This is a genomic window from Thiohalocapsa halophila (assembly GCF_016583825.1).
Classification (GTDB): Bacteria; Pseudomonadota; Gammaproteobacteria; order Chromatiales; family Chromatiaceae; genus Thiohalocapsa; species Thiohalocapsa halophila.
Genome location: NZ_NRRV01000022.1, coordinates 67,181 through 85,168 on the forward strand (window position 1 = coordinate 67,181; position 17,988 = coordinate 85,168).

Consider the following 17,988-nt stretch of genomic DNA (forward strand, 5'->3'; position numbering starts at 1 on the left):
CGATTGTCGTCTTGGGCCAAGGCCCGGGGCGCCCCGGCGGCCCAGCTGCGGCCCAGCGCAGGTCAATAACTCAGGTCAATAGCCCAGGCACTGCTCGGGCTGGGGCTCGGGCTCGGGCTCGGGCACATCCCCGCGTGCCTGGGCCTCAAGGGTCGGCCCGCGCCTGCGGGACGGACACCGCGCTCTGCGAGGTCAACGCTGGATTATGGCGCTCGGACATGGCGAAGGCGGCGGCTCGGTGCCGGCTGCTCAGTGACTGAAGTCGGCATCGGCTCGCGATGGCCGCCGACCGGCGGCATGTCCGCTGCGCTGCTCCATGAAGCCAGCGGCCCTATCCAGACGCAAGCCTACAAAATCGCCGCCACCGGCGCATCGAAATCCCGCTGATGGGCGTATCGAACGGCTCGATTTGGGACCGGACGCGGTTGTTTTTGCTGATCGCTACCGATGCCGACCCCGCATGGGCAACACCATTGCAAGGGATCTCCGGATTCTAACGGCTGTGCACTGGGGCGGGGTGCGGGCAGACGCGGATAAGCACGATCCGCGCTGCGCCGGCTAGCCCGCAGCGCCCGCGCCTATTACTGGTAGGAGATATCACCACCGTAGTAATAATAACGCCTGTGGAAAACTCCAGATCGATCAACAACGTATTATTTATCAGTAATTTGAAGAAATGATTTGCTGTGCAGTCTTGGCGCCTAGCTTGTGGATAACCTGTCGATAAAACGCGGCCCAAAAACCGCTCACACGTTATCCACAGTCCGCTCGGTCGAGTTTTCAACAGGGCCCTGTGTTCGTTTGGGACCACCAGACGCGCCGTGTGCGGGTCAGCCGACAATGCGCCGGCGCAGAGCGGCGGCTGGGTTGGGGGTTGCGCGGTGGCGGGACCAGCGCAGTGGGTGCTGCGGTGTTGACCCCGGCCGGCGGTACAGAGCGCGCAACGCCGGGCGGCACAGACCTGCTGTCTCAGCAATCAGTCTGCGTCGGCACTCGCATGTGGGAGCGGCATCCCTGCCGCGACGGCCGCCGCAGGGTGCTCAGACGCAGAGCGCAGAGCGCAGAGCGCTGGTCGGTCGGGCTTTCGTGCTCTTGGTGGCTCGAATAAAGCATTTGAGGGGATGCGAGCGCCGCGCATCGGCCTGCGCAACGTCGATGTCAGCCCCGTCAGGCCCCGAGCAACGCCCGAAACGGGCCGAGGATGCGCCGCTGCGGCGACCAGTCCGTGACCGCGAACACCACATCCGAGAAGACGCCCGCGAAGGGCCCCGTCAGCGCTCCCCGGAAATCCCGCGCCGTGCGCTCGGGGTCGTTGCCGAAGGCGCCACAGCCCCAGGCGCCGAGCACCAGGGCGCGATAGCCATGGGCCCGAGCAATGGCCAGCACCCGGTGGATGCGCGCGCAGAGCAGATCGCCCGCCAACGGCTGACCCACGCCCGGGGCATAGGGCGCCGCACAGGTCACGAAGGAGCAGAGCCAGGGCTCAGGCATCTCCAGGCCGATGAGCAGGCGGATCTCGCCGTCGCGCACCTGCGCCTTGAGCGTGTCCCGCGGCAGGCGTTGAAACGCGCCGCCCTGCATGAGACCGGAGCGCCCGGCGCCGGCGTAGATGCCGACGGGCTCGTCCGGCAGCGTCGCACTCAGCTGCTCCGCCAGCCAATAGGCGGAGTCGTAGTACTGGCTGAATAGGATGCAGCCCAGCTCCAGCCAGCCGTCATCCAGCAGCAGGCGGCGCACCGCATGCAGCTTCGGGTCCTGTTCCCGGTTCGCCGCCAGCGCCTTCAGGAAGCGCTCCAGCAGGACTCGTTGTGGCGGATGAACGGATTCCCGTGCTCGTGAAAGCGCGGGAAGACCCGGCGCAACCGGGCGCGGTCCGGCGCGCTCAGGCGCTGGAAGCTGCCGCCGTCAGCGCAGCACTCGGTGTCCGGCAGGCGCAGCGCCCGGCGCAGGGCGGTGTAGTCCGGCCCCTCCGCCGCCGGCGGCAGCGGGTTGCGCATCCAGGCCCATTGGCCCAGCTCATCTGCGGGCGGCTCGGCCTCGCCCAGCAGCAGCTCGATGGCCTGCCGGGGCTTGCGCCAGGGGCTGCCGATACCGCCCAGCACCGCATCGCAGCCTCGCGCCAGGGCATCCAATAGGTCCCAGGCCTCGATGGGGTGCAGCTGCACTGGGGTGGCCGTGGCGAGCAGCAGGCTCCTGGTGCGCGGGGCGATGTCCCACGGGAACCGCAGCAGCATGTCGAGCAGGCTCGCCATCTCCCGCTGCCACTGCCAGATGAGCGGCTTGGGCGCCAGGATCAGCACCGGCTCGCTCGCGCACCACTCCCGGCGCAGCGCCGCCGTCGCGGCGCGCTGGGCGGTCTGCACATCGCGCGGGTCCACCACGGAGTTGCAGACCATGCGCACCGGCCCCGCCATGCCCTCCAGCGCCTCGCCGGCCACCTCCAGGATGGACGACGAGAAAAAGCCCGCAATGCGGTCGTAGGCGAGCGCCCCCGCGAGCCGGTCGTTCAGGAAGTGCCGGTCCAGCGGAGTGAGGCGGGAGCTGTGGCGGGTGATCATAGGCCCGGAACCGTGCAGAGCCATCGCGTGTCGGGCTTGGATCGAGCGTCCGGCTCAAGCTCGGGCGGAATCGCCGCGCACCTCCACCAGCCGCGCGGCATAGGACAGGGCCGCGCGAATATCCTCGGCTTCAAGATACGGATAGTCATCCAGGATCTCGTCGGTGCTGGCGCCCGCCGCAAGCATGTCCAGCACATCGCTGACGCGAATCCGCATGCCGCGGATACAGGGCCGCCCGCCGCAGACGGTCGGGTCGATGGTGATGCGCTGCTCGGGCATGGATGCTCCAGGACGGAGTAGGGAATCGCCGCACCAGGCGCCGGCGGAGACGAGACCGGCGCGCCCGCCGCGGGATACTCGCAGGCGAGCTGGATGCTGCGATAGACCTCTTCAGCAAAATCGAGCCCCAGCCCGGGCCGACAGGATTCGTAGAAGGCGACGGCGGCATCCAGCTCCGCGTCGGCCTCGTCGTGCAGAAAGAACCTCAACGTCGGTACTTGGCGCGCAACCGCTCGAACACCTCTTCGCCGTTCACCAACGTTGCTTCGCCTCGATCAAGTGCCGCCAAGCGGCGTTCCGCCTCTTCGTGCCAAGCCGCATCGATGAGGTCGTCCGAGCCGGGGTTCAGGCTCTTGAGCAGGGTGTCCACGAGGCGCATGCGCTCGTCCACCGGCAGCGCGAGCGCGTCGTCGAAGAGCTTGGAGTTACTTGGGTTCATGATTGTCACCGTGCGCGGAGTGTACTTGCGGACACCCCACGATACCGAGCGCGTGGGCTCGTTGCCCTCAAGCCGCCAACGGCACCCGCAGATCGATCTCGTCCCAGGGCACGCGGACCTGGTCGCCTGCGTAGACCTCGATGATCCCCAGCTCGCTCAGCAGCGCCAGATCCTGCGCTAGGGGTTCTTCGGCCCGGCCGATCAAAGCCGGCAGGTCAGCCGCGGGAATAGGGCCGTGCTGGCGCACGAGCCGGATCAGTTCCCAGCGCTGCGGCGTCAGCACGGCCAGGAGCTCGGCCAGACTCTCGAAGCCGATGTGCTCCATGGGCGCGAGCGACTCGCCCCGCTCCGCTCGCTCCCAGGTGTCGGCGAAAGCTTCCATCGCCGCCTGCGGTGTCGAGACCTCGACACGCAGCACACGAGTCTCAGTGTCAGTCATCATCAAGGCTCCGCACATCGGCCCAAAAATCGCGAAGCAAGGTCCGCACGTCGGTGAAGTGGTAGGGCGCCTCGCGCTCGCCCAAGTGCTTGTGGTCTCCCTTGCCGCGCTCGTTGTCGTACCCGATCACGCGCGCTCGGTCACGAATATAGACCAAACGATATTTCAGGCCATGGGGCCAAGACTCAGAGCGCTCCGGGAGCCGCCAGATCACCATCTCGATCAGACCGCCACGGTATGTTTGCCGGCGGTGGAGAAGCTTCTCTGCCTTGGCCATTGATGTGATCGACAAACTCAGACCTGCTCATCCTGCTGCCATGCTACACGCTGTCCTGCCGCAGCAGGCCCGCGAGCAGCCGGGCGGCCTCGGCGTCGCGGCGCCAGTGCTCCATAGGCAGCCTGGCCAGGTACTCGGCAAGTGCCACCAGGTGCAGGCGCTGGGGCCAGTAGTCCGCGGCCAGCTCGTTCTTGAGATAGGTGCGGCCCACCGCCGGGTCGTCGCCGGCGGCGGTCTGGTAGATGGCATAGAGACAATGGCGCAGGGCCGTGCTGCCGAAGCCCTCGGTGCCCCACTCCCGGCGCTGGAATTCGCCCGCGGTGTTGAGACGGGTCTGGTTGGCGCGACCGCTGTGCAGCATCTACCGGTAATCCCGCACGCCCAGGCCCCGGGCAAACTCCATGCTGTCGCGGGGCTTGCAGGCTTGGGCGAGTGTCTGCACCAGTGGCGGCTCCTGTGTCCGCTAGAGTCCGGTGTACAGAGTCTCGCGTAGGCGAAACCCTCATGCATTCCTGTCCTGGCGGACGCCGAGTCAGCCGGTGCGGTCGGCGGCGAATCCGCCCGTGCCGATAGCCGGCATCGGTCGAGCGAGCGGCGCCGACCCGGGCAATGGGCGTCCCTGCCGAACGGCGGCTGGGCAGCCGCCTTGACCATGCGTCCCTGGCCGAGCGGCGATCAGAAGTCCACCTGGAACCGGGTCGTGATGTAGGTCGCGTCGCCGAGGGCGTCTTGGTCGGCCTGCACGACGTTGAGCATCCAGCGCGCGTGGGCCACCGGGTACCAGTTCAGGCCCAGGGTATAGACGTCCACTTCGCTGGCGGCCTGCTCGGCGGTGCCGAAGGCAGGCGTGAACCCGGCGGGCGCCAGATCCTGCACATCGGTGAAGTCGATGGTGGAGTAGCGTGCCGCGAGCTCCCAGGCGCCGGGCCCGGTGCCGAGGCCGGTGAAGGGGCTGTTCGGCTTGACGCGGCCGAAGTCGCCGTCGCCCTTGTCGTAGGGGCGGATCTCGCCGGTGAGGAAGACGCCGCCCTGGACATACCAGCTGTCGACATCGGGGTCTTTGCCGGTGGTCCGGCTGATGTCCATCTGAGCGTATTCACCCTGGAGGTGGGCGGGCCCGAGCACCCCCGCCAGCTCCAGCCCGAAGCTGTTGCTGTGCTCCACGTCGAGGATGGTGCCTGCGACGAAGTCGTCGGTCTTGTGCACCTCGGGCTCGAGGCCGAACTCCAGCTCGTCCTCGTAGCTGCGGTGCAGATAACTGCCGCCCAGGTGCAGCACCTGCCGGCCGTCGTTGCGGTAGATCACCGGCGTGGTGATGCGCGCGGAGATGTCCCACTGGCCTTTGCTGGTGATGCCTGTGGTCTCGGCCTCGCCACTGTCGAAGTTGCTGTTGAAGGCGCCGGCCGCGATGTTGAAGCGCTCGTCGGCGAAGGACTTGCTGAACTGGATGCCGGTGCGGTGGCCGGGCGAGAAGAAGTCCGTCAGCATGCTGCGCGACATCAGGGTGATGTACTTGCTCGACGTCAGCTCCTGAAGGCTCACGGGCTGTTTGAAGTTGCCGATCTTGGTGGTCGGAAAGGCGCCGAGGTCATGGATCTTGAAGTAGACGTCCTGGAGCTCGGTACCGCCGGCGAAGTCGAGCTGCACTTTGTAGTCCAGCCAGGGCGCCACCGCACCCTCCACGTAAAGGCGCAGACGGCGGAACTCGGCGCCGTCCTCCAGCGGGTCGCTGATGACGTCTTCCAAGTCGTCGCTGGCATCCAGGTTGAAGGTTTGATCGAGCTGAACCCGGCCACCGAGCTCGCTGATGTACTGATCCCAGGGCAGCTCATCGCCCTCGGCGTCCTCGAGCTCCTGCTCCACCCGCTCAAGCCGCTCCTCGAGGGCGGCCATCTCGTCGCTTTGCTGAGCCTGGGCCGGTGCCGCCAGGGCGACAAGAGGCAGGATAGCGGTCGTGTAGTATCTCCAGTTGTTGGAATGACGATACATCGGTTTACCTCCACGATGCTGATGCATTGGGTCATGCAGCAAAGCCGCGTTGCAGCAATGCCACCTGTAGTGTGGAGGCCGAGTCTTACAGCCGAATGAATATCGGGTTAAACGGATGCTACTTCTTATTATTTATTTTCCTCTTTTCAGTGGCTTATATTCATTTTACCACTTATACGGCGGAGTATCCGGGTTGGCGAATTTTCCTCATTGCAAGGCAATAGCTTTGAATGTTAGAAGGCGATCATCCTGAGTCGGACTTCACTGAAATGTAACTTCCGCCGATGTTACCCTTGCATCGCCCGAGGTGGGATGCTGCGGAGAGTATGCATTAAGCCTCAAATGGACTAAGCGCATTGTGCGACTGTTAAGCTGGGTGAGCGGTCTATAGCTATTGGGCCATTCGCAATCCAGCGCCACAGGCTCGATTGTTGTGGGTGCTTGTGTAAACCGCCAGATCCAGCAGCGGCAGGCTGGTTAGTGCTGGATTCCGGCCAAGAATCAGGTCGGAGTCTCTGATCCTTGTTGGGGGCGTGAGCGTACGCGCATGTTCGATCCCGATCCCGATCCCGATCCCGAGTGCGGAGTTGCTTGAAACGCTGTACTACGCATATCCCATCTGCCCCGGCAGCCGGAGCACGATGCCGGGGAAGGCTGATGAGCACGGCGACGGTGACCACGTCGGCGATGAAAAACGGCGTGGCGCCGCGGAAGACGTCCTGCACCGAGCATTCCGGGCGCACGCCGGCCACCACGAAGCAGTTCAGGCCGATGGGCGGGGTGATGAGGTAGAGCTCGGCCATCTTCACCACGATGATGCCGAACCAGATGGCGCAGCCGACGCCGGAGACGCCGAAGGCCGAGTCGGCGGCGCTGACGGCCTCGCCGCCGTTCAGCGCGATCACCGCCGGGAAGACCACCGGCAGCGTCAGCAGGAGCATGCCGATGGCGTCCATGAACATACCGAGCACGGCGTAGGCGCAGAGGATCAGCACCAGCGTCAGCATGGGGCTCTGCTCCAGACCCACCAGCCAGTCCGCGAAGGCGCCGGGCAGATCCGCGAAGCCCAGAAAGCGCACATAGATGAGCACGCCCCAGATGATGGTGAAGATCATCACGGTGAGCTTGGCCGTTTCCATCAGGGATTGTTTCAGCGCCGGCCAGCGCGCGCCGCGGTAGAGCGCCATCAGCAGGATCACGAAGGCGCCCAGGGCACCCGCCTCGGTGGGGGTGCCGACACCGCCGTAGATGAAGACGACGATGATGGCGACGACGACGAACACCGGCAGGGCGCCGGGCAGCGCGGCCATGCGCTGGCCCCAGGTGAAGCCCGTCACCGGCGGCCCGAAGTCGCGGCGGGTCTTGGCCAGCAGCACCACCAGCGCGCCGTAGATCAGGGCCGACACGGCGCCGGGCAGCAAGCCGGCCATGAGCAGGGCGCCGACATCCTGTTCGACAATGATGGCGTAGATGACCAGGATGGCCGACGCGCGCCGAGCTTGCCGAGCACGCCGGTGACGCCGCCGGGTCCGCGCACCCGCAGCCCCGAGAAGTCATCCAGGCCGGTTAGCGCCGCCCCCTTGCCCACCAGCTTGTACTGCGGCAGGGGTGTGGGCATCAGCAGGGTCGCATTCCAGCGCGCGAGGCCCTGCGCCACGATGGGATGCTCGTGCACGGCCTGCTGGATCGGCGAGCTTCTCGACATTCTCCGTGAAGGCGCGGCGCTTGCCCCACAGCGAGACGTTCTATTCGGTGGCGGCCATAACCTCGCCGGCCGCCAGCGCGCCGGCGAGCAGGACAGCGGTTGAGACTGGGAAGGCCGTCGGTGAGCGTTGTGGCATCGGATCATCCTCCAGGTCGCGGTGCACCGGTCGCGGGCCGGTTGGTTGTTGTCGCCTTGTTCGGGCCGATGCCCGAGCGCCCATGATAGTGCGGGCCCGGCGGCGGTGACCGGCCTGTTATCCCGGCGGCCGACAGGGGTTTTGGCGGGCGGCTCAGCGGGGGGCTGCACGGCAGGATCTTGGCACGCCGCCCTTTTCCGGCACAGACTTGCGGTGGTAGCGTCGCCCAAAGCGCTTAGACCCCCTCCGCATGGAGCCACCGGACAATGCACGCCCGCTCCCGACCCACGCTCTATGACCAGTTGCTGACGCTCCCGGAAGGCGTCGTCGGCGAGATCCTGGATGGTCAATTGCACGTGCACCCAAGGCCGACGGGGCCCCACGGGTTCGCCGCGTCATCCCTCGGCTATGACCTCATCGGGCCCTTTCAGCGGGGCCGCGGCGGCCCCGGCGGGTGGTGGATCATCGATGAGCCGGAGCTGCACTTCGTCCGCGACAGCGAGGTCGACGTGCCCGACCTCGCGGTCTGGACGCGCTGTGGGGGCCGACGAGCTAACCCGGCCCAGCAAACTGGAGTCAGCCATGCCCGACGACCCCGACCGCACCGCCGAGCGCGAGCGCATGCTCGCCACCATCCGCGAGCTGTTCCAAGTCACCGCCGCCGAGACCGGCGTCGCCGAGGTCCCGCCGGCGGTCATGGAGGCCCTGCGCCGGGTGCCGCGGCACCGCTTCGTGCCCGGTCACGAGCAGGCCCTGGCCTATGCGGACATGCCACTGGCCATCGGCAATGGCCAGACCATCTCCCAGCCCTATATGGTCGCGCTGATGACGACCCTGCTCGGGGCCGGCGAAGGCAGCCGGGTGCTGGAGGTAGGCACCGGCTGCGGCTACCAGACGGCGGTGCTGGCGGCGCTGGGCGCGCAGGTCTTCTCGCTGGAGGTGGTGCAGCCGTTGGCGGAGGCGGCGGCGCAGCGCCTGGCAGGACTCGGCTACGACAATGCCGACGTCCGCCATGGCGACGGCTACGGCGGCTGGCCCGAGCAGGCACCCTTCGACGCCATCCTGGTCACCGCGGCTGCACCGCAGGTGCCGATGACCCTGGTGCGCCAGCTCCGCGACGGCGGCAATCTGGTCATCCCGGTGGTGCGCGGCGCCCGGCAAGTGCTCAGCGTGCTGCATCGCGAAGCCGACGGCGATCTCCATCGCCGGGATGTACTGCCCGTCGCCTTCGTGCCCATGGTGCGGGGCTGAGGGCGGGCATCGCACAGGCGGCGCCTGCTGCGCCGGGGTGCCCAAAAACCTCGCGCGCACGGTTCGGAGAGCGGAGTCCATGGGGCGGGGCCTCGCAGCCAAGCGGGGCTGCTTAGCGGTAGCCTGGCCGCGTGCTGGCCTCGGCCCTGGAGCCATGGGCTTTGGGCGCGTAGCATCGCGTGCGCTAACGAGATGCCGATTATCAACCGTCCTGGCCCACACGGGAATCGCCAAACAATCGGCGCTTCCCCAACGGCTTGCGAAGGCAGCTTACGGGCCAAATACCATCCACAACTCCTCGCTGCTCCTCGGACGCCCTCGCCCATGAATCGCTCCCTGCTGGTCATCGCCGCCCTATTCGGGCTCGTCGCCGTGCTCTTCGGGGCCTTCGGTGCCCATGGCCTGGAGGGCAAGGTCAGCGCCGAGCGGCTCGCCGTCTGGGAGACGGGTGCGCATTACCTGGGCTGGCATGCCACCACGCTGCTGGCCGTCGCCCTGCTCGGTGCCCATCGCAGCGGCACCCTGCTCAGCGTGGCGGGCTGGGCACTGGCGGCGGGGGCTGCGGTGTTCAGCGGCAGCCTGTTCTTGCTGGTGTTGACGGACACGCCGGTCTGGGGCGCGGTGACGCCCTTCGGCGGACTCGCCCTGGCCGTGGGCTGGGGCGCACTGGCACTCGCCGCTGTCTTCGGGCGGGAGCGCGGCGCGGGCTGAGGCGAGCACCTAAGGCGCCACAGCCCGCCCTTGGACAGCTCCCCGGATACATCCCGAGACCGCCGCATGCGCCGTGATCGCATCTACACGCCTCAGCCCCTCGCCGTCGGCGCTAGTGCCGAGCTGGAGGGCGGGGCCCGCCGACATGTCACCCAGGTGCTCAGGCTCGGCTTGGGCGATGCATTGGTGCTGTTCAACGGCGACGGCCGGGACTACTCCGCCCGGCTGGTGGCGGCCGAGGGCGATACCGCCGTCGCCGAGGTGCTGGACAGCGGCCCGCCAGAGCCGGAGCCGCCCCTGGCCCTTACCCTGGCGCTCGGCATCTCCCGCGGCGAGCGGATGGACTTCGCATTGCAGAAGGCGGTGGAGCTGGGGGCCGCGGCCCTGGTCCCCCTGTTCACCGAGCGCAGCCTGGTGAAACTCAAGGACCAACGCCTGGAGAAGCGCCTGCGCCATTGGCAGGGCGTGGTGGTGGCGGCCTGCGAGCAGAGCGGCCGACGGCGGCTGCCGTCGCTGGCAGCGCCGCAGAAGCTCGGCACCTGGCTGGCTGGGCTGCCGCCGGAGCATGCCGGCGTGCTGCTGCATCACGCGGCGGCGCGCGCGCTGCCCGAGCTGCCCGCGCCGGCGGGCGCGCTGACCCTGCTGGTTGGCCCCGAGGGCGGGCTCGCCCCCGCCGAGCGCGAGGCGGCGCAAGCCCGGGGCTTCGTGCCGGTGCGCCTCGGACCCCGGGTGATGCGCACCGAAACCGCACCGCTCGCCGCACTGGCGGCCATGCAGACGCTCTGGGGGGATTTCCGCGGCTGAAAGCACCGTCTGCGCCGGCGGCTTACGCCTGCGCGGCAGTCGCTCCGTGCGCGCTCATCATCCCGCTTCGTCCCGGGGCTTTTCCAGGATCGCCGCCAGCGGAGTCAGCGCAGTGGCGATGGCGGCCAGGTCCGGCACGGCGAAGTGCGCCTCGCCCAGGCGCAGCGCCGTCGCCGCAAGCGCAGGCAGCGCTTCCGTGACCGGCGCCGGCTCACCGTCGCGCAGGGTCACCAGGCCGGGGACGCCCTGGGCCGCAAAGGCGACGGCGTCCAGTGCGCATGCGGGGTCCAGCGTCGGGCAGACGACGGCGCGGGTGCGAGTCGGCGCCGCGCTTGTCCCGCCGTCGGCGCCCGAGAGCCGCAGCAGCGGCAGCGGTCGCTGATGCCAATGCAGCACACCCACCAGGGCTTCCTCCAGCGCCGGCGCCAGCGGCTGCGGCCTCGGCGGCATCGGCCGGGCCTCGCAGCGCAACACCTCCAGGACGGCTGCCGCCGGCAGCAGCCAGCGCCACAGCGGCGTGGCGTCAACGTCCTGCCAGACCAGCGCCTGGATGGGCTCGGGCAGCCGCAGGGGCGTCGCCATCGTGCACTCAAGCGCCGCCGGTGAGCAGCAGCGCCTCGATCTGCGCCAGCAGCGCATCCTCGGCGAAGGGCTTGGAGACGAAGCGATCCACGCCCGCCGCCAGGGCCTCGGCACGCTGGGTCTCGCCGACCATGGAGGTGATCATGACGATGGGCAGGCGGCGCAGGTCGTCGGCGCCGCGCACCCAGCGCGTTAGCTCCAAGCCGTTCATGCGCGGCATGTCCAGATCCACCAGCAGCAGATCCGGTCGCCGGCGACGCAGCATCACCTGTGCCTCGACGCCGTCGCGGGCGGTGACCACTGTCAGGCTCTCGCGGGCCAGCAGCCGCTGCGCCACGCGGCGGACGGTCTCGGAATCGTCCACCACCAGCACCGTCGGGTGTTGCTCGGCGGCGGCGTCGACGCTGTCGGGCTGGCGCCGGGCGCGCAGCAGGGCCGGTAGGTCTGCGAGCAGCGCCACCCGCCCGTCGGGGAGCACCGTGCCGCCGGAGAGCCAGCGCAGCGCCGCCAGCGGCGGTCCGAGGGGCTTGACCATGACGCGCTGACTCGCCAGCAGCGCGTCCACCTGGAAGGCGATCCGCTCGCCGCCGGCAGCCACCAGCAGCACCGGCAGCCAACGCTGTTGCGGCGGACTCGGGACCGCCGCCGGGCTGAGTGCCCGCTCCAGCGGCTCCACCGGGAATCGCTCGCCGCGGTACTCCACCTCGGCGCCGCCGGCGAGCAAGTGCTCGCGTGCCACCCGGGTCACGGCGAGCGCGGTGCCGTGGGGGACGGCAAGCAAGGTATCCGCCGCATTCACCAGCAGGGCCTCGACGATGGACAGGGTCAGGGGCAGGCGGACGCGGGCGCGCATGCCGCGGCCAGGCGTAGACGAGAGCGTCAGCTCGCCGTTGAGCGCGGCCACCTGGGTGCTGACCACGTCGAGACCAATGCCGCGGCCGGCTTCCTGGGTGAGCGCCTCGGCCGTGGAGAAGCCGGCACGCAGCGTCAACGCCAGCACCTCGCTCTCCGGCAGCTGCGCATCCGCAGCCACCAGTCCGAGCGCCACGGCTCGCTCGCGCACCTTGGCGGCATCGATGCCGGCGCCGTCGTCGACGATATCGAAGATGACGTCATTGCCCTCGCGGGTCAGCGCGATACGCACCTCGCCCACCCGCGGCTTACCGCCGGCGGCGCGCGTAGACGGCGGCTCGATGCCGTGGACAACGGCGTTGCGCAGCAGATGCTCCAGCGGCGGTGTGAAGCGCTCCAGCACATTGCGGTCGAGCATCACATCGGCGCCGGTCAGCGCAAGCTGGACGCGTTTGCCGAGGGCGTCCGCGGTCACGCGCACCAGCCGCGCCAGGCGTGCTTGTAAACGCCCGAAGGGCAGCATGCGTGCGCTCAGCAGGTCGTCCTGCAAGGACTCGGCGATGCGCATCTGCTGGCGCAGCAGGTCGGCATTGTCCCGTTGCAGCTCGCCGACGGCCGCGGTGACCGTGCGGGACTCCCCGAGCAGCGCCGCCGCTTCGCTCAGCGTGCGCGTGCGCTCGCCGGTGTCGTCACCCGCCGCCGTCAGCGCAGGCTCGCCGAGCGCGTCCAGTGCATCCAGCCGACGGGTGACGCGCTTGAGTAGCGCCTCCAGCTGCGCCAGCCGGAAGCCGAGCCGCGCGTTTTGCTGCATCAGCCGTGCGCGGTACTCGCCCACCTCGCCGGAGCGGTTGATAATGCCATCGAGCCAGTCGGCATCGACGCGCAGCTGGGTGGCCGCGTCGTCACCGGCTGCGGCCGGCGCCTCGGCGGCCTCCGGCGTGTCCGCAGCCGCCGGCGGTGTCTCTGGCGTGATCTGCGTGCCGGCGGCGTGCGCGTCCGGGCCCGCGGCGGCGATCTCGCCGAAGAGCTTGTCCGGCAATACCACCGGCTCACCGCGCCCGGCGGCGCTGATCTGCCCAGACAAGGTATCCAGGCTGCGCTGCACCAGGTCCAGCAGGCGGTTCGTGTTGGCGGCCGGCAGGTTCTCCGCATCCGCGAGCAGTGACTCGAGCGCATGGCTCAGGTCCCCCACCGGCGCGAGGCCGGCCATGCGGGCGCTGCCCTTGAGGTTGTGCAGGCGCCGGCGCGCCAGCGCCAGACCCGCGGCATCCGGCCCGCCCGCCAGCCAGTCGCGCAGCTGGACGTCCAGGGCCTCGATGAGCTCCCCCGCCTCGTGCACGAAGACCGGCAGTGGGTCATCGCCTGCCAGCAGGGCTTCGACGTCGTCGTCGTCCGCGCCGGCCGAGCGTGCGGCTGCGCCAGCGTCTGACCGCGCTGCACCGGCGACTTCACCCGGCTCCGCGGCAGCCGCTGCTAGGCTCGGCGACGCCGCCGACCCATCCGGCGCCTCGTGCTCCGAGGCCGATGCCCCCGCAGCGGCGGTGTCGGCGCCGGGCGGAGACATGCGCATGGGCGCCTCGCTGTCGGAGCCGGTGTTGTCGGCGGCGGCCAGCAAGGTCTTGGCGCTGCGGATCAGGCTCGCCGTCGGGGCCTTACGGCGCTGGGATTCGGCCTCGATGATCTCTGGCAGCAGGGCCACGACATCGGCGAGGAAGTCCGCGGCTGCCACGTCTGCGGGCAGGTCGCGGTCGAGCAGGCGCTCCAGCACCGCGCCGGTATAGCGCGCGAGGTCCGCCAAGTGGCGTGCGCCCACCAGCTTGCCGCTGTTCTTCAACGTCTGGAAGGAGCGGCGCAGGATGGACAGGGCCAGGTCGTCCTGGCGGTCTCTGGACCAGCGCTCCTGCTGGAGGCGGATGCTCTCGAGCTCGTCTTGGGCTTCGTCGAGGAATAGGTTCAGGAATTCCAGGTTCACCGACTGCGATGCTTCGGTCCAGGGCAGGGAGTCGGCGGCTTCGGAATCGCCGTCCACTTCCTTGTCCGGGCGCAGCAGGCCGGACAGGCGCTCGATGGCATAGTCGGCCTCGGCGATCATGCGCACGTCCGTCACCTCGCGCTCCAGACGGTCTTCCAGGTAGATGTCCACCGCTGCCAATGCCCGTCCGATGAGCTCGACGCCGGCCTCGCCGGGCACCTGGCTCGGCTCCAGATAGCGGATGCGCAGCTGCGCGGCCAGCGCATCCAACAGGCGCGCGGGCTCCGTCTCACCGATATTGCCGAGGCTGGCGGCCAGACCCTGGAGGGTGCGATAGGTGTCCGCGAGCTGCGCGGACTGGCCCAGGCTCATGGCGCCGATGCCAACGGCGCTGCGGGCGCTGCCGAGCTTGGCTCGCGCCTCGCGCAGCTTGTCCGCAGCACTGGCCTGCCCCGCCGCCGGCGCCCGCTGGGTGACGGCAGAGTGGGTGGGTGCCGCCGGCGCGACGCCGGTGCTCTCGGCTTGGGCATGCTCGCTCAGGCCGCGCCCGTAGCGGCGCTCGAGCTCCTGCATCGCGGCGGTGTCCGCCGGCAGCTGTGAAATGCGCGACGACAAGTCGCCGAGCAGCGCCGTCGCCAGGTCTGCCGGCCACTCCGGCGCCGGCGCCGTCAGCGGCTTGAGCACCTTGTCCAGGCGTCCGAGCAGGGCCTTGGTGGGTGCATCTGCCTCCAGGTGGCCGTCCAGCAGGCCGTCGACGAGGGACTCGGCCGCCAGGAACAGCTGGTGTACCGGCCCTTGCTTGAAGTTGCGGCGCACGTGGTTGAACAGTCGCGACAGGCCGAGCAGGCCCGCTTGCGCGTTGTCGTCGCTGAACCAGCGCACCAGGTAGCGGTGGAAGTGCGGGCGCACCTTGAGCGACAGTCGCACCAGGGCGGCCAGGGAGTCCGGCGCCACCGGCTCGCTCTGCGCCGGCACGGAGGACGGGATCAGCAGGTCCGCGGGGCTCAGCGGCGGGACGCCGCGCGCATGGCGCAGGTCGTTGATGCTCGGGAGCAGCGCCAAGGGGTCTGGTTGCTCGCCGGCATCGCCGGCGCGCAGGTGCTCGGTCAGCTGCGCAATTGCCGACGACAGCGCCGCGCGCGCCTGACCCGCATCGACCGTGGCGTCCTTCAGGATCTGCTCGCAAGTGCGCTGCATCTCTTCGGCGAGCAGGGCCGCCGCCGGCAGCGCCCGCGCCATCAGCATGGCGCGCATCTCGAACAGCAGGGTCACGGCCTCGCCGGTATCTCCGCCCTCGCGCAGCAGGCTGCCGACCCGCGCCAAGCTCGCGAGGATTTCCTCGCGCACCCAGTCGGGGCCGTTCGTGGATCGTTGTTCCGCCATCACTCCCCCGTGCCGGCACTGGACGGATCATTGGAGCCGACATCGGCCCTGACTCGGCCAACGCCGCATCACCCTGAAGTGTAAGTCCTACCGCGCGGTGCTCACAGCGGGCGCCGCCTGCGGTGTCGCCAGCGCGAGCAACCGCAGTATCCGCCGCATGCGCACCGAGGTGTCGGGCTCGGAGGCGTTACCGTGGCGGTGGAGCGCGGGTGCAGCCGCGATCGCCACAGTGGGCGACCTTCAAATCGCCGTTGGTCTCGTCGTAATAGACCACCACCGGCAGCCCGTCCGCACCCACTGCGATATCGATGTGCCAACCGACCGAGCCCTCGGCGTCGAGGGTGACGACACGGGCCTGGGTGCAGTCGGCATCCTTGCAGCGGGCCACCTTGATGTCGCTGTTGCTGTGGTCGTGGTAGGCGATGACCGGCAGGCTGTCGGTGCCCAGGGCGACAGCCGGATTGGCGCCCACTGAGCCCGCGGTGTCGATGCGGCTCAGCGTGGCGTCGGAGCAGGTGAGGTCCCTACAGCGGGCAGCCTTGAGGTCGTCGTTGAAAAAATCCCAGTAGACGATGAAGGGGCGCCCGGCCGCATCCAGCAACAGGTCCGTGCCCATGCCGACGCCGCCGAGATCGACCGCCACGGCTTCGGTCTCTTGGCAGCCGCGGTCGAGGCAGCGGACGAGCTTGAGGTCGCGGCGGCTGGCGTCGAAGTAGCTCAGCAGAATAGTACCGTCGGGCGCGGCGGCAATGGCGCTGTGCCAGCCCACATCGCCCGCGGTGTCCAGGGGCCGCAGCGCCGCGCTGTTGCAGCCCGGGTCGCGGCAGAGCGCCGCCAGCAGATCCTTGCGCTCGCGGTCGTAGTAGCCAATGACCGGCAGGCCGTCCTCGGGTACGGTGATATCGACGAACTTGCCGGCAGCGCCGGAGGCGTCCACGTCGACGATATCCGCCTCGAAGCAGCCTGCATCCCGGCAGCGGGCGGCCTTGAGCACGCCTCGATCGCTGTCGAAGTAGGCGATCACCGGCAGGCCGTCGCCGCCGATGGCGAGGCCAAGGGACCAGCCCACGTCGCTGCGTGAGTCCACCAGGGCATGGCTGGCGCTGGTGCAGGCGGCATCCTTGCAGTGCGCCACCTTGAGGTCCCGATTGCCGTAGTCCAGGTAGGCGACCACCGGCAGGCCGTCCGCGCCGATGGCGATGGCCGGCGACCAGCCGACGTCGCCGTCGTCATCGAGGACATGAATCCGGTTGGCACGCCCGTTAAGCGCCGGCGGCGGTGGCGGCGCCGGACTCGCCGCGGCCTCTCCGAGCTGCAGGCTGAAGGCGTCGAAGCGTGAGCGGTCATCGCCGGCCACCACGCGCAGGATATGGCTGCCGGGCGTGATGCCGCGCGGGAGCGGACCTGCTTCGATGGTGGTCTCGGTGGCGCGTCGCACCGTCAAGGGCTCTCTGTCCAGGGTGACACTCGGCAGCCGCTTGCCGAAATTCTCGCCCTCGATGCTCAGCAGCTTAGTCTGCGGGTCCAGGCTCGCGCTGATGACGATCAGCTGAGGGTCGTCCAGCCAGTCGTAGTCCTGCGCAACCCCCGGTGCGCACAGGCCGAGGAGACCGAGCAGGAATAGGCCGAGCAGCAGGCGGGGGGGCGTGCATAGCCGCGCCGGACCCGGCGCAGGCGGCGGTGCGGAGCTCAAGCGAATGACCGACAGCCGGGACATGGCGCGGGGTTGATCAGAGAAACCTCAGCAGAGCCGGTGCGGGGCGATGACGTCCAGGCCCTGCGAGCCGCCGCGCCTGCGGCGCGAACGCGCCAAGGCTTGCACTCGCAGCGCATGCACCGTCAGGCCCCGGAACGGGTGGATGTTACCACCGGCTGTCGCCGGGTCTCCGGGACGCGGTGCACGTTGCCCGACATTGGCACAGAGCGCATGCAAGCCCCTGCGCCGCAACACCTGATTTAGCGCAAGCCATCCTGTGCCTCTGTGGCATTCCACCATTGACTTTCTGGACAAACATAGCGGTTTCCACCACTATTAATGAGCTTTCTAACCAATCGCATACCGACCGCTACGGAGCACCGCCATGACCGAAGCCCGCCTGCTGCGCCGCCATCGCGCCTATTTCAAGGGCTGGGCTCAGGCGTTCGGCGATCATGACCTCTTGCGGGACCCCCGGCAGGGATTGCGCTGGCTGTTGGGGGAGGCGCAGTTGGGGCTGATGCTGGACCCCTCCGTGCGCACGCGCCTGCGCGGCGGCGATGACGACGGCCTCGGCGGCCTGCTCGCGGACGCCCCTCAGGCGCCCGCCGCGGAGCCCGGCACGCCTTGGCCGAGGCCGATGCGCTTGCATAGCCGGATGCCAACGCCGCCGGCCGTGGTGGACGTGGGCACGGCGACGTTGCGGCTCGGGCGCCTGACGCTGCGCCAGTGCCCGCCCGCCGTCATGCAGCGCCTCCGAACCCTACTCGGGGCTCATGCCGAGCTCCACCTCTATCAGGCCTATCACCTGCGCTATCCCAACGGCGCACGCATGCTGGCCATCGGGCAGCACCCGCCCCTCGGCCTCATCTACCGGGAGCTGCCGCCGGCGCTGATCCGCTCCACCCCCCTGGC

General features: G+C 69.2%; 17 protein-coding genes. 4 read left to right on the plus strand and 13 right to left on the minus strand.

The window, feature by feature from the left end:
* Positions 1-1,167: 1,167 nt before the first annotated feature.
* The 10 genes from CKO31_RS10820 to CKO31_RS10865 form a co-directional block, all read right to left on the minus strand.
* On the minus strand, positions 1,168-1,737 hold the full coding sequence (locus CKO31_RS10820; RefSeq protein ID WP_322789124.1) for a TIGR02452 family protein: 570 nt from the start codon (positions 1,735-1,737) through the stop codon (positions 1,168-1,170).
* 44 nt (positions 1,738-1,781) lie between these two features.
* Complete coding sequence (locus CKO31_RS10825) at positions 1,782-2,558, minus strand: hypothetical protein (RefSeq protein ID WP_200236957.1); 777 nt, start codon at positions 2,556-2,558, stop codon at positions 1,782-1,784.
* 54 nt (positions 2,559-2,612) lie between these two features.
* Complete coding sequence (locus CKO31_RS10830; RefSeq protein ID WP_200236960.1) at positions 2,613-2,837, minus strand: DUF433 domain-containing protein; 225 nt, start codon at positions 2,835-2,837, stop codon at positions 2,613-2,615.
* Between the two features lie 205 nt (positions 2,838-3,042).
* On the minus strand, positions 3,043-3,276 hold the full coding sequence (locus CKO31_RS10835) for an addiction module protein (RefSeq protein ID WP_200236964.1): 234 nt from the start codon (positions 3,274-3,276) through the stop codon (positions 3,043-3,045).
* A 67-nt stretch (positions 3,277-3,343) separates the two neighbouring features.
* Positions 3,344-3,718, minus strand: a complete 375-nt coding sequence (locus CKO31_RS10840; protein WP_200236966.1) for an HVO_A0114 family putative DNA-binding protein — start codon at positions 3,716-3,718, stop codon at positions 3,344-3,346.
* A complete protein-coding gene (locus CKO31_RS10845) occupies positions 3,708-4,007 on the minus strand; it encodes a toxin-antitoxin system TumE family protein (RefSeq protein WP_242475291.1) in 300 nt (99 codons plus the stop codon). Before CKO31_RS10845 ends, CKO31_RS10840 begins: the two co-directional genes overlap by 11 nt.
* Positions 4,008-4,035: 28 nt before the next feature.
* Complete coding sequence (locus CKO31_RS10850; RefSeq protein ID WP_200236968.1) at positions 4,036-4,353, minus strand: hypothetical protein; 318 nt, start codon at positions 4,351-4,353, stop codon at positions 4,036-4,038.
* A gap of 314 nt (positions 4,354-4,667) precedes the next feature.
* Positions 4,668-5,885 (minus strand): OprO/OprP family phosphate-selective porin, encoded by a 1,218-nt coding sequence (locus CKO31_RS10855; protein ID WP_200236971.1) that lies wholly within the window; start codon positions 5,883-5,885, stop codon positions 4,668-4,670.
* Between the two features lie 443 nt (positions 5,886-6,328).
* On the minus strand, positions 6,329-7,411 hold the full coding sequence (locus CKO31_RS10860) for a TRAP transporter large permease subunit (RefSeq protein ID WP_242475292.1): 1,083 nt from the start codon (positions 7,409-7,411) through the stop codon (positions 6,329-6,331).
* On the minus strand, positions 7,375-7,686 hold the full coding sequence (locus CKO31_RS10865; protein ID WP_200236974.1) for a hypothetical protein: 312 nt from the start codon (positions 7,684-7,686) through the stop codon (positions 7,375-7,377). The genes CKO31_RS10860 and CKO31_RS10865 overlap by 37 nt, the downstream gene beginning before the upstream one ends.
* A gap of 718 nt (positions 7,687-8,404) precedes the next feature.
* Here CKO31_RS10865 and CKO31_RS10870 point away from each other — a divergent pair.
* From CKO31_RS10870 to CKO31_RS10880, 3 genes are all read left to right on the plus strand, one after another.
* Positions 8,405-9,073, plus strand: coding sequence for a protein-L-isoaspartate(D-aspartate) O-methyltransferase (locus CKO31_RS10870; protein WP_200236977.1), 669 nt, complete (start codon positions 8,405-8,407; stop codon positions 9,071-9,073).
* Positions 9,074-9,397: 324 nt separating this feature from the next.
* Complete coding sequence (locus CKO31_RS10875; protein WP_200236980.1) at positions 9,398-9,784, plus strand: DUF423 domain-containing protein; 387 nt, start codon at positions 9,398-9,400, stop codon at positions 9,782-9,784.
* A gap of 66 nt (positions 9,785-9,850) precedes the next feature.
* Positions 9,851-10,588: a 16S rRNA (uracil(1498)-N(3))-methyltransferase gene (locus CKO31_RS10880; protein WP_200236983.1), complete on the plus strand. Its 738-nt coding sequence runs from the start codon at positions 9,851-9,853 to the stop codon at positions 10,586-10,588.
* Between the two features lie 57 nt (positions 10,589-10,645).
* Here the strand turns inward: CKO31_RS10880 and CKO31_RS10885 are convergent, their stop codons facing one another.
* The 3 genes from CKO31_RS10885 to CKO31_RS10895 form a co-directional block, all read right to left on the minus strand.
* A complete protein-coding gene (locus CKO31_RS10885) occupies positions 10,646-11,170 on the minus strand; it encodes a CheW domain-containing protein (RefSeq protein WP_200236986.1) in 525 nt (174 codons plus the stop codon).
* A 7-nt stretch (positions 11,171-11,177) separates the two neighbouring features.
* On the minus strand, positions 11,178-15,377 hold the full coding sequence (locus CKO31_RS10890) for a hybrid sensor histidine kinase/response regulator (RefSeq protein ID WP_200236988.1): 4,200 nt from the start codon (positions 15,375-15,377) through the stop codon (positions 11,178-11,180).
* 187 nt (positions 15,378-15,564) lie between these two features.
* Positions 15,565-17,094 (minus strand): hypothetical protein, encoded by a 1,530-nt coding sequence (locus tag CKO31_RS10895; RefSeq protein WP_200236990.1) that lies wholly within the window; start codon positions 17,092-17,094, stop codon positions 15,565-15,567.
* Positions 17,095-17,458: 364 nt separating this feature from the next.
* On the opposite strand from CKO31_RS10895, the gene CKO31_RS10900 reads away from it, so the two are divergent.
* On the plus strand, positions 17,459-17,988 hold a 530-nt coding region (locus tag CKO31_RS10900; RefSeq protein WP_200236993.1), incomplete at its 3' end, for a hypothetical protein.

What these genes read in the sequence shown, in the direction of transcription:
- CKO31_RS10825 (WP_200236957.1), bottom strand. Translation starts at nt 2,558, where the DNA reads ATGATCACCCGCCACAGCTCCCGCCTCACTCCGCTGGACCGGCACTTC.
- CKO31_RS10830 (WP_200236960.1), bottom strand. Translation starts at nt 2,837, where the DNA reads ATGCCCGAGCAGCGCATCACCATCGACCCGACCGTCTGCGGCGGGCGG.
- CKO31_RS10835 (WP_200236964.1), bottom strand. Translation starts at nt 3,276, where the DNA reads ATGAACCCAAGTAACTCCAAGCTCTTCGACGACGCGCTCGCGCTGCCG.
- CKO31_RS10840 (WP_200236966.1), bottom strand. Translation starts at nt 3,718, where the DNA reads ATGATGACTGACACTGAGACTCGTGTGCTGCGTGTCGAGGTCTCGACA.
- CKO31_RS10850 (WP_200236968.1), bottom strand. Translation starts at nt 4,353, where the DNA reads ATGCTGCACAGCGGTCGCGCCAACCAGACCCGTCTCAACACCGCGGGC.
- CKO31_RS10855 (WP_200236971.1), bottom strand. Translation starts at nt 5,885, where the DNA reads ATGGCCGCCCTCGAGGAGCGGCTTGAGCGGGTGGAGCAGGAGCTCGAG.
- CKO31_RS10860 (WP_242475292.1), bottom strand. Translation starts at nt 7,411, where the DNA reads ATGGCCGGCTTGCTGCCCGGCGCCGTGTCGGCCCTGATCTACGGCGCG.
- CKO31_RS10865 (WP_200236974.1), bottom strand. Translation starts at nt 7,686, where the DNA reads ATGTCGAGAAGCTCGCCGATCCAGCAGGCCGTGCACGAGCATCCCATC.
- CKO31_RS10870 (WP_200236977.1), top strand. Translation starts at nt 8,405, where the DNA reads ATGCCCGACGACCCCGACCGCACCGCCGAGCGCGAGCGCATGCTCGCC.
- CKO31_RS10875 (WP_200236980.1), top strand. Translation starts at nt 9,398, where the DNA reads ATGAATCGCTCCCTGCTGGTCATCGCCGCCCTATTCGGGCTCGTCGCC.
- CKO31_RS10880 (WP_200236983.1), top strand. Translation starts at nt 9,851, where the DNA reads ATGCGCCGTGATCGCATCTACACGCCTCAGCCCCTCGCCGTCGGCGCT.
- CKO31_RS10885 (WP_200236986.1), bottom strand. Translation starts at nt 11,170, where the DNA reads ATGGCGACGCCCCTGCGGCTGCCCGAGCCCATCCAGGCGCTGGTCTGG.
- CKO31_RS10890 (WP_200236988.1), bottom strand. Translation starts at nt 15,377, where the DNA reads ATGGCGGAACAACGATCCACGAACGGCCCCGACTGGGTGCGCGAGGAA.
- CKO31_RS10895 (WP_200236990.1), bottom strand. Translation starts at nt 17,094, where the DNA reads ATGTCCCGGCTGTCGGTCATTCGCTTGAGCTCCGCACCGCCGCCTGCG.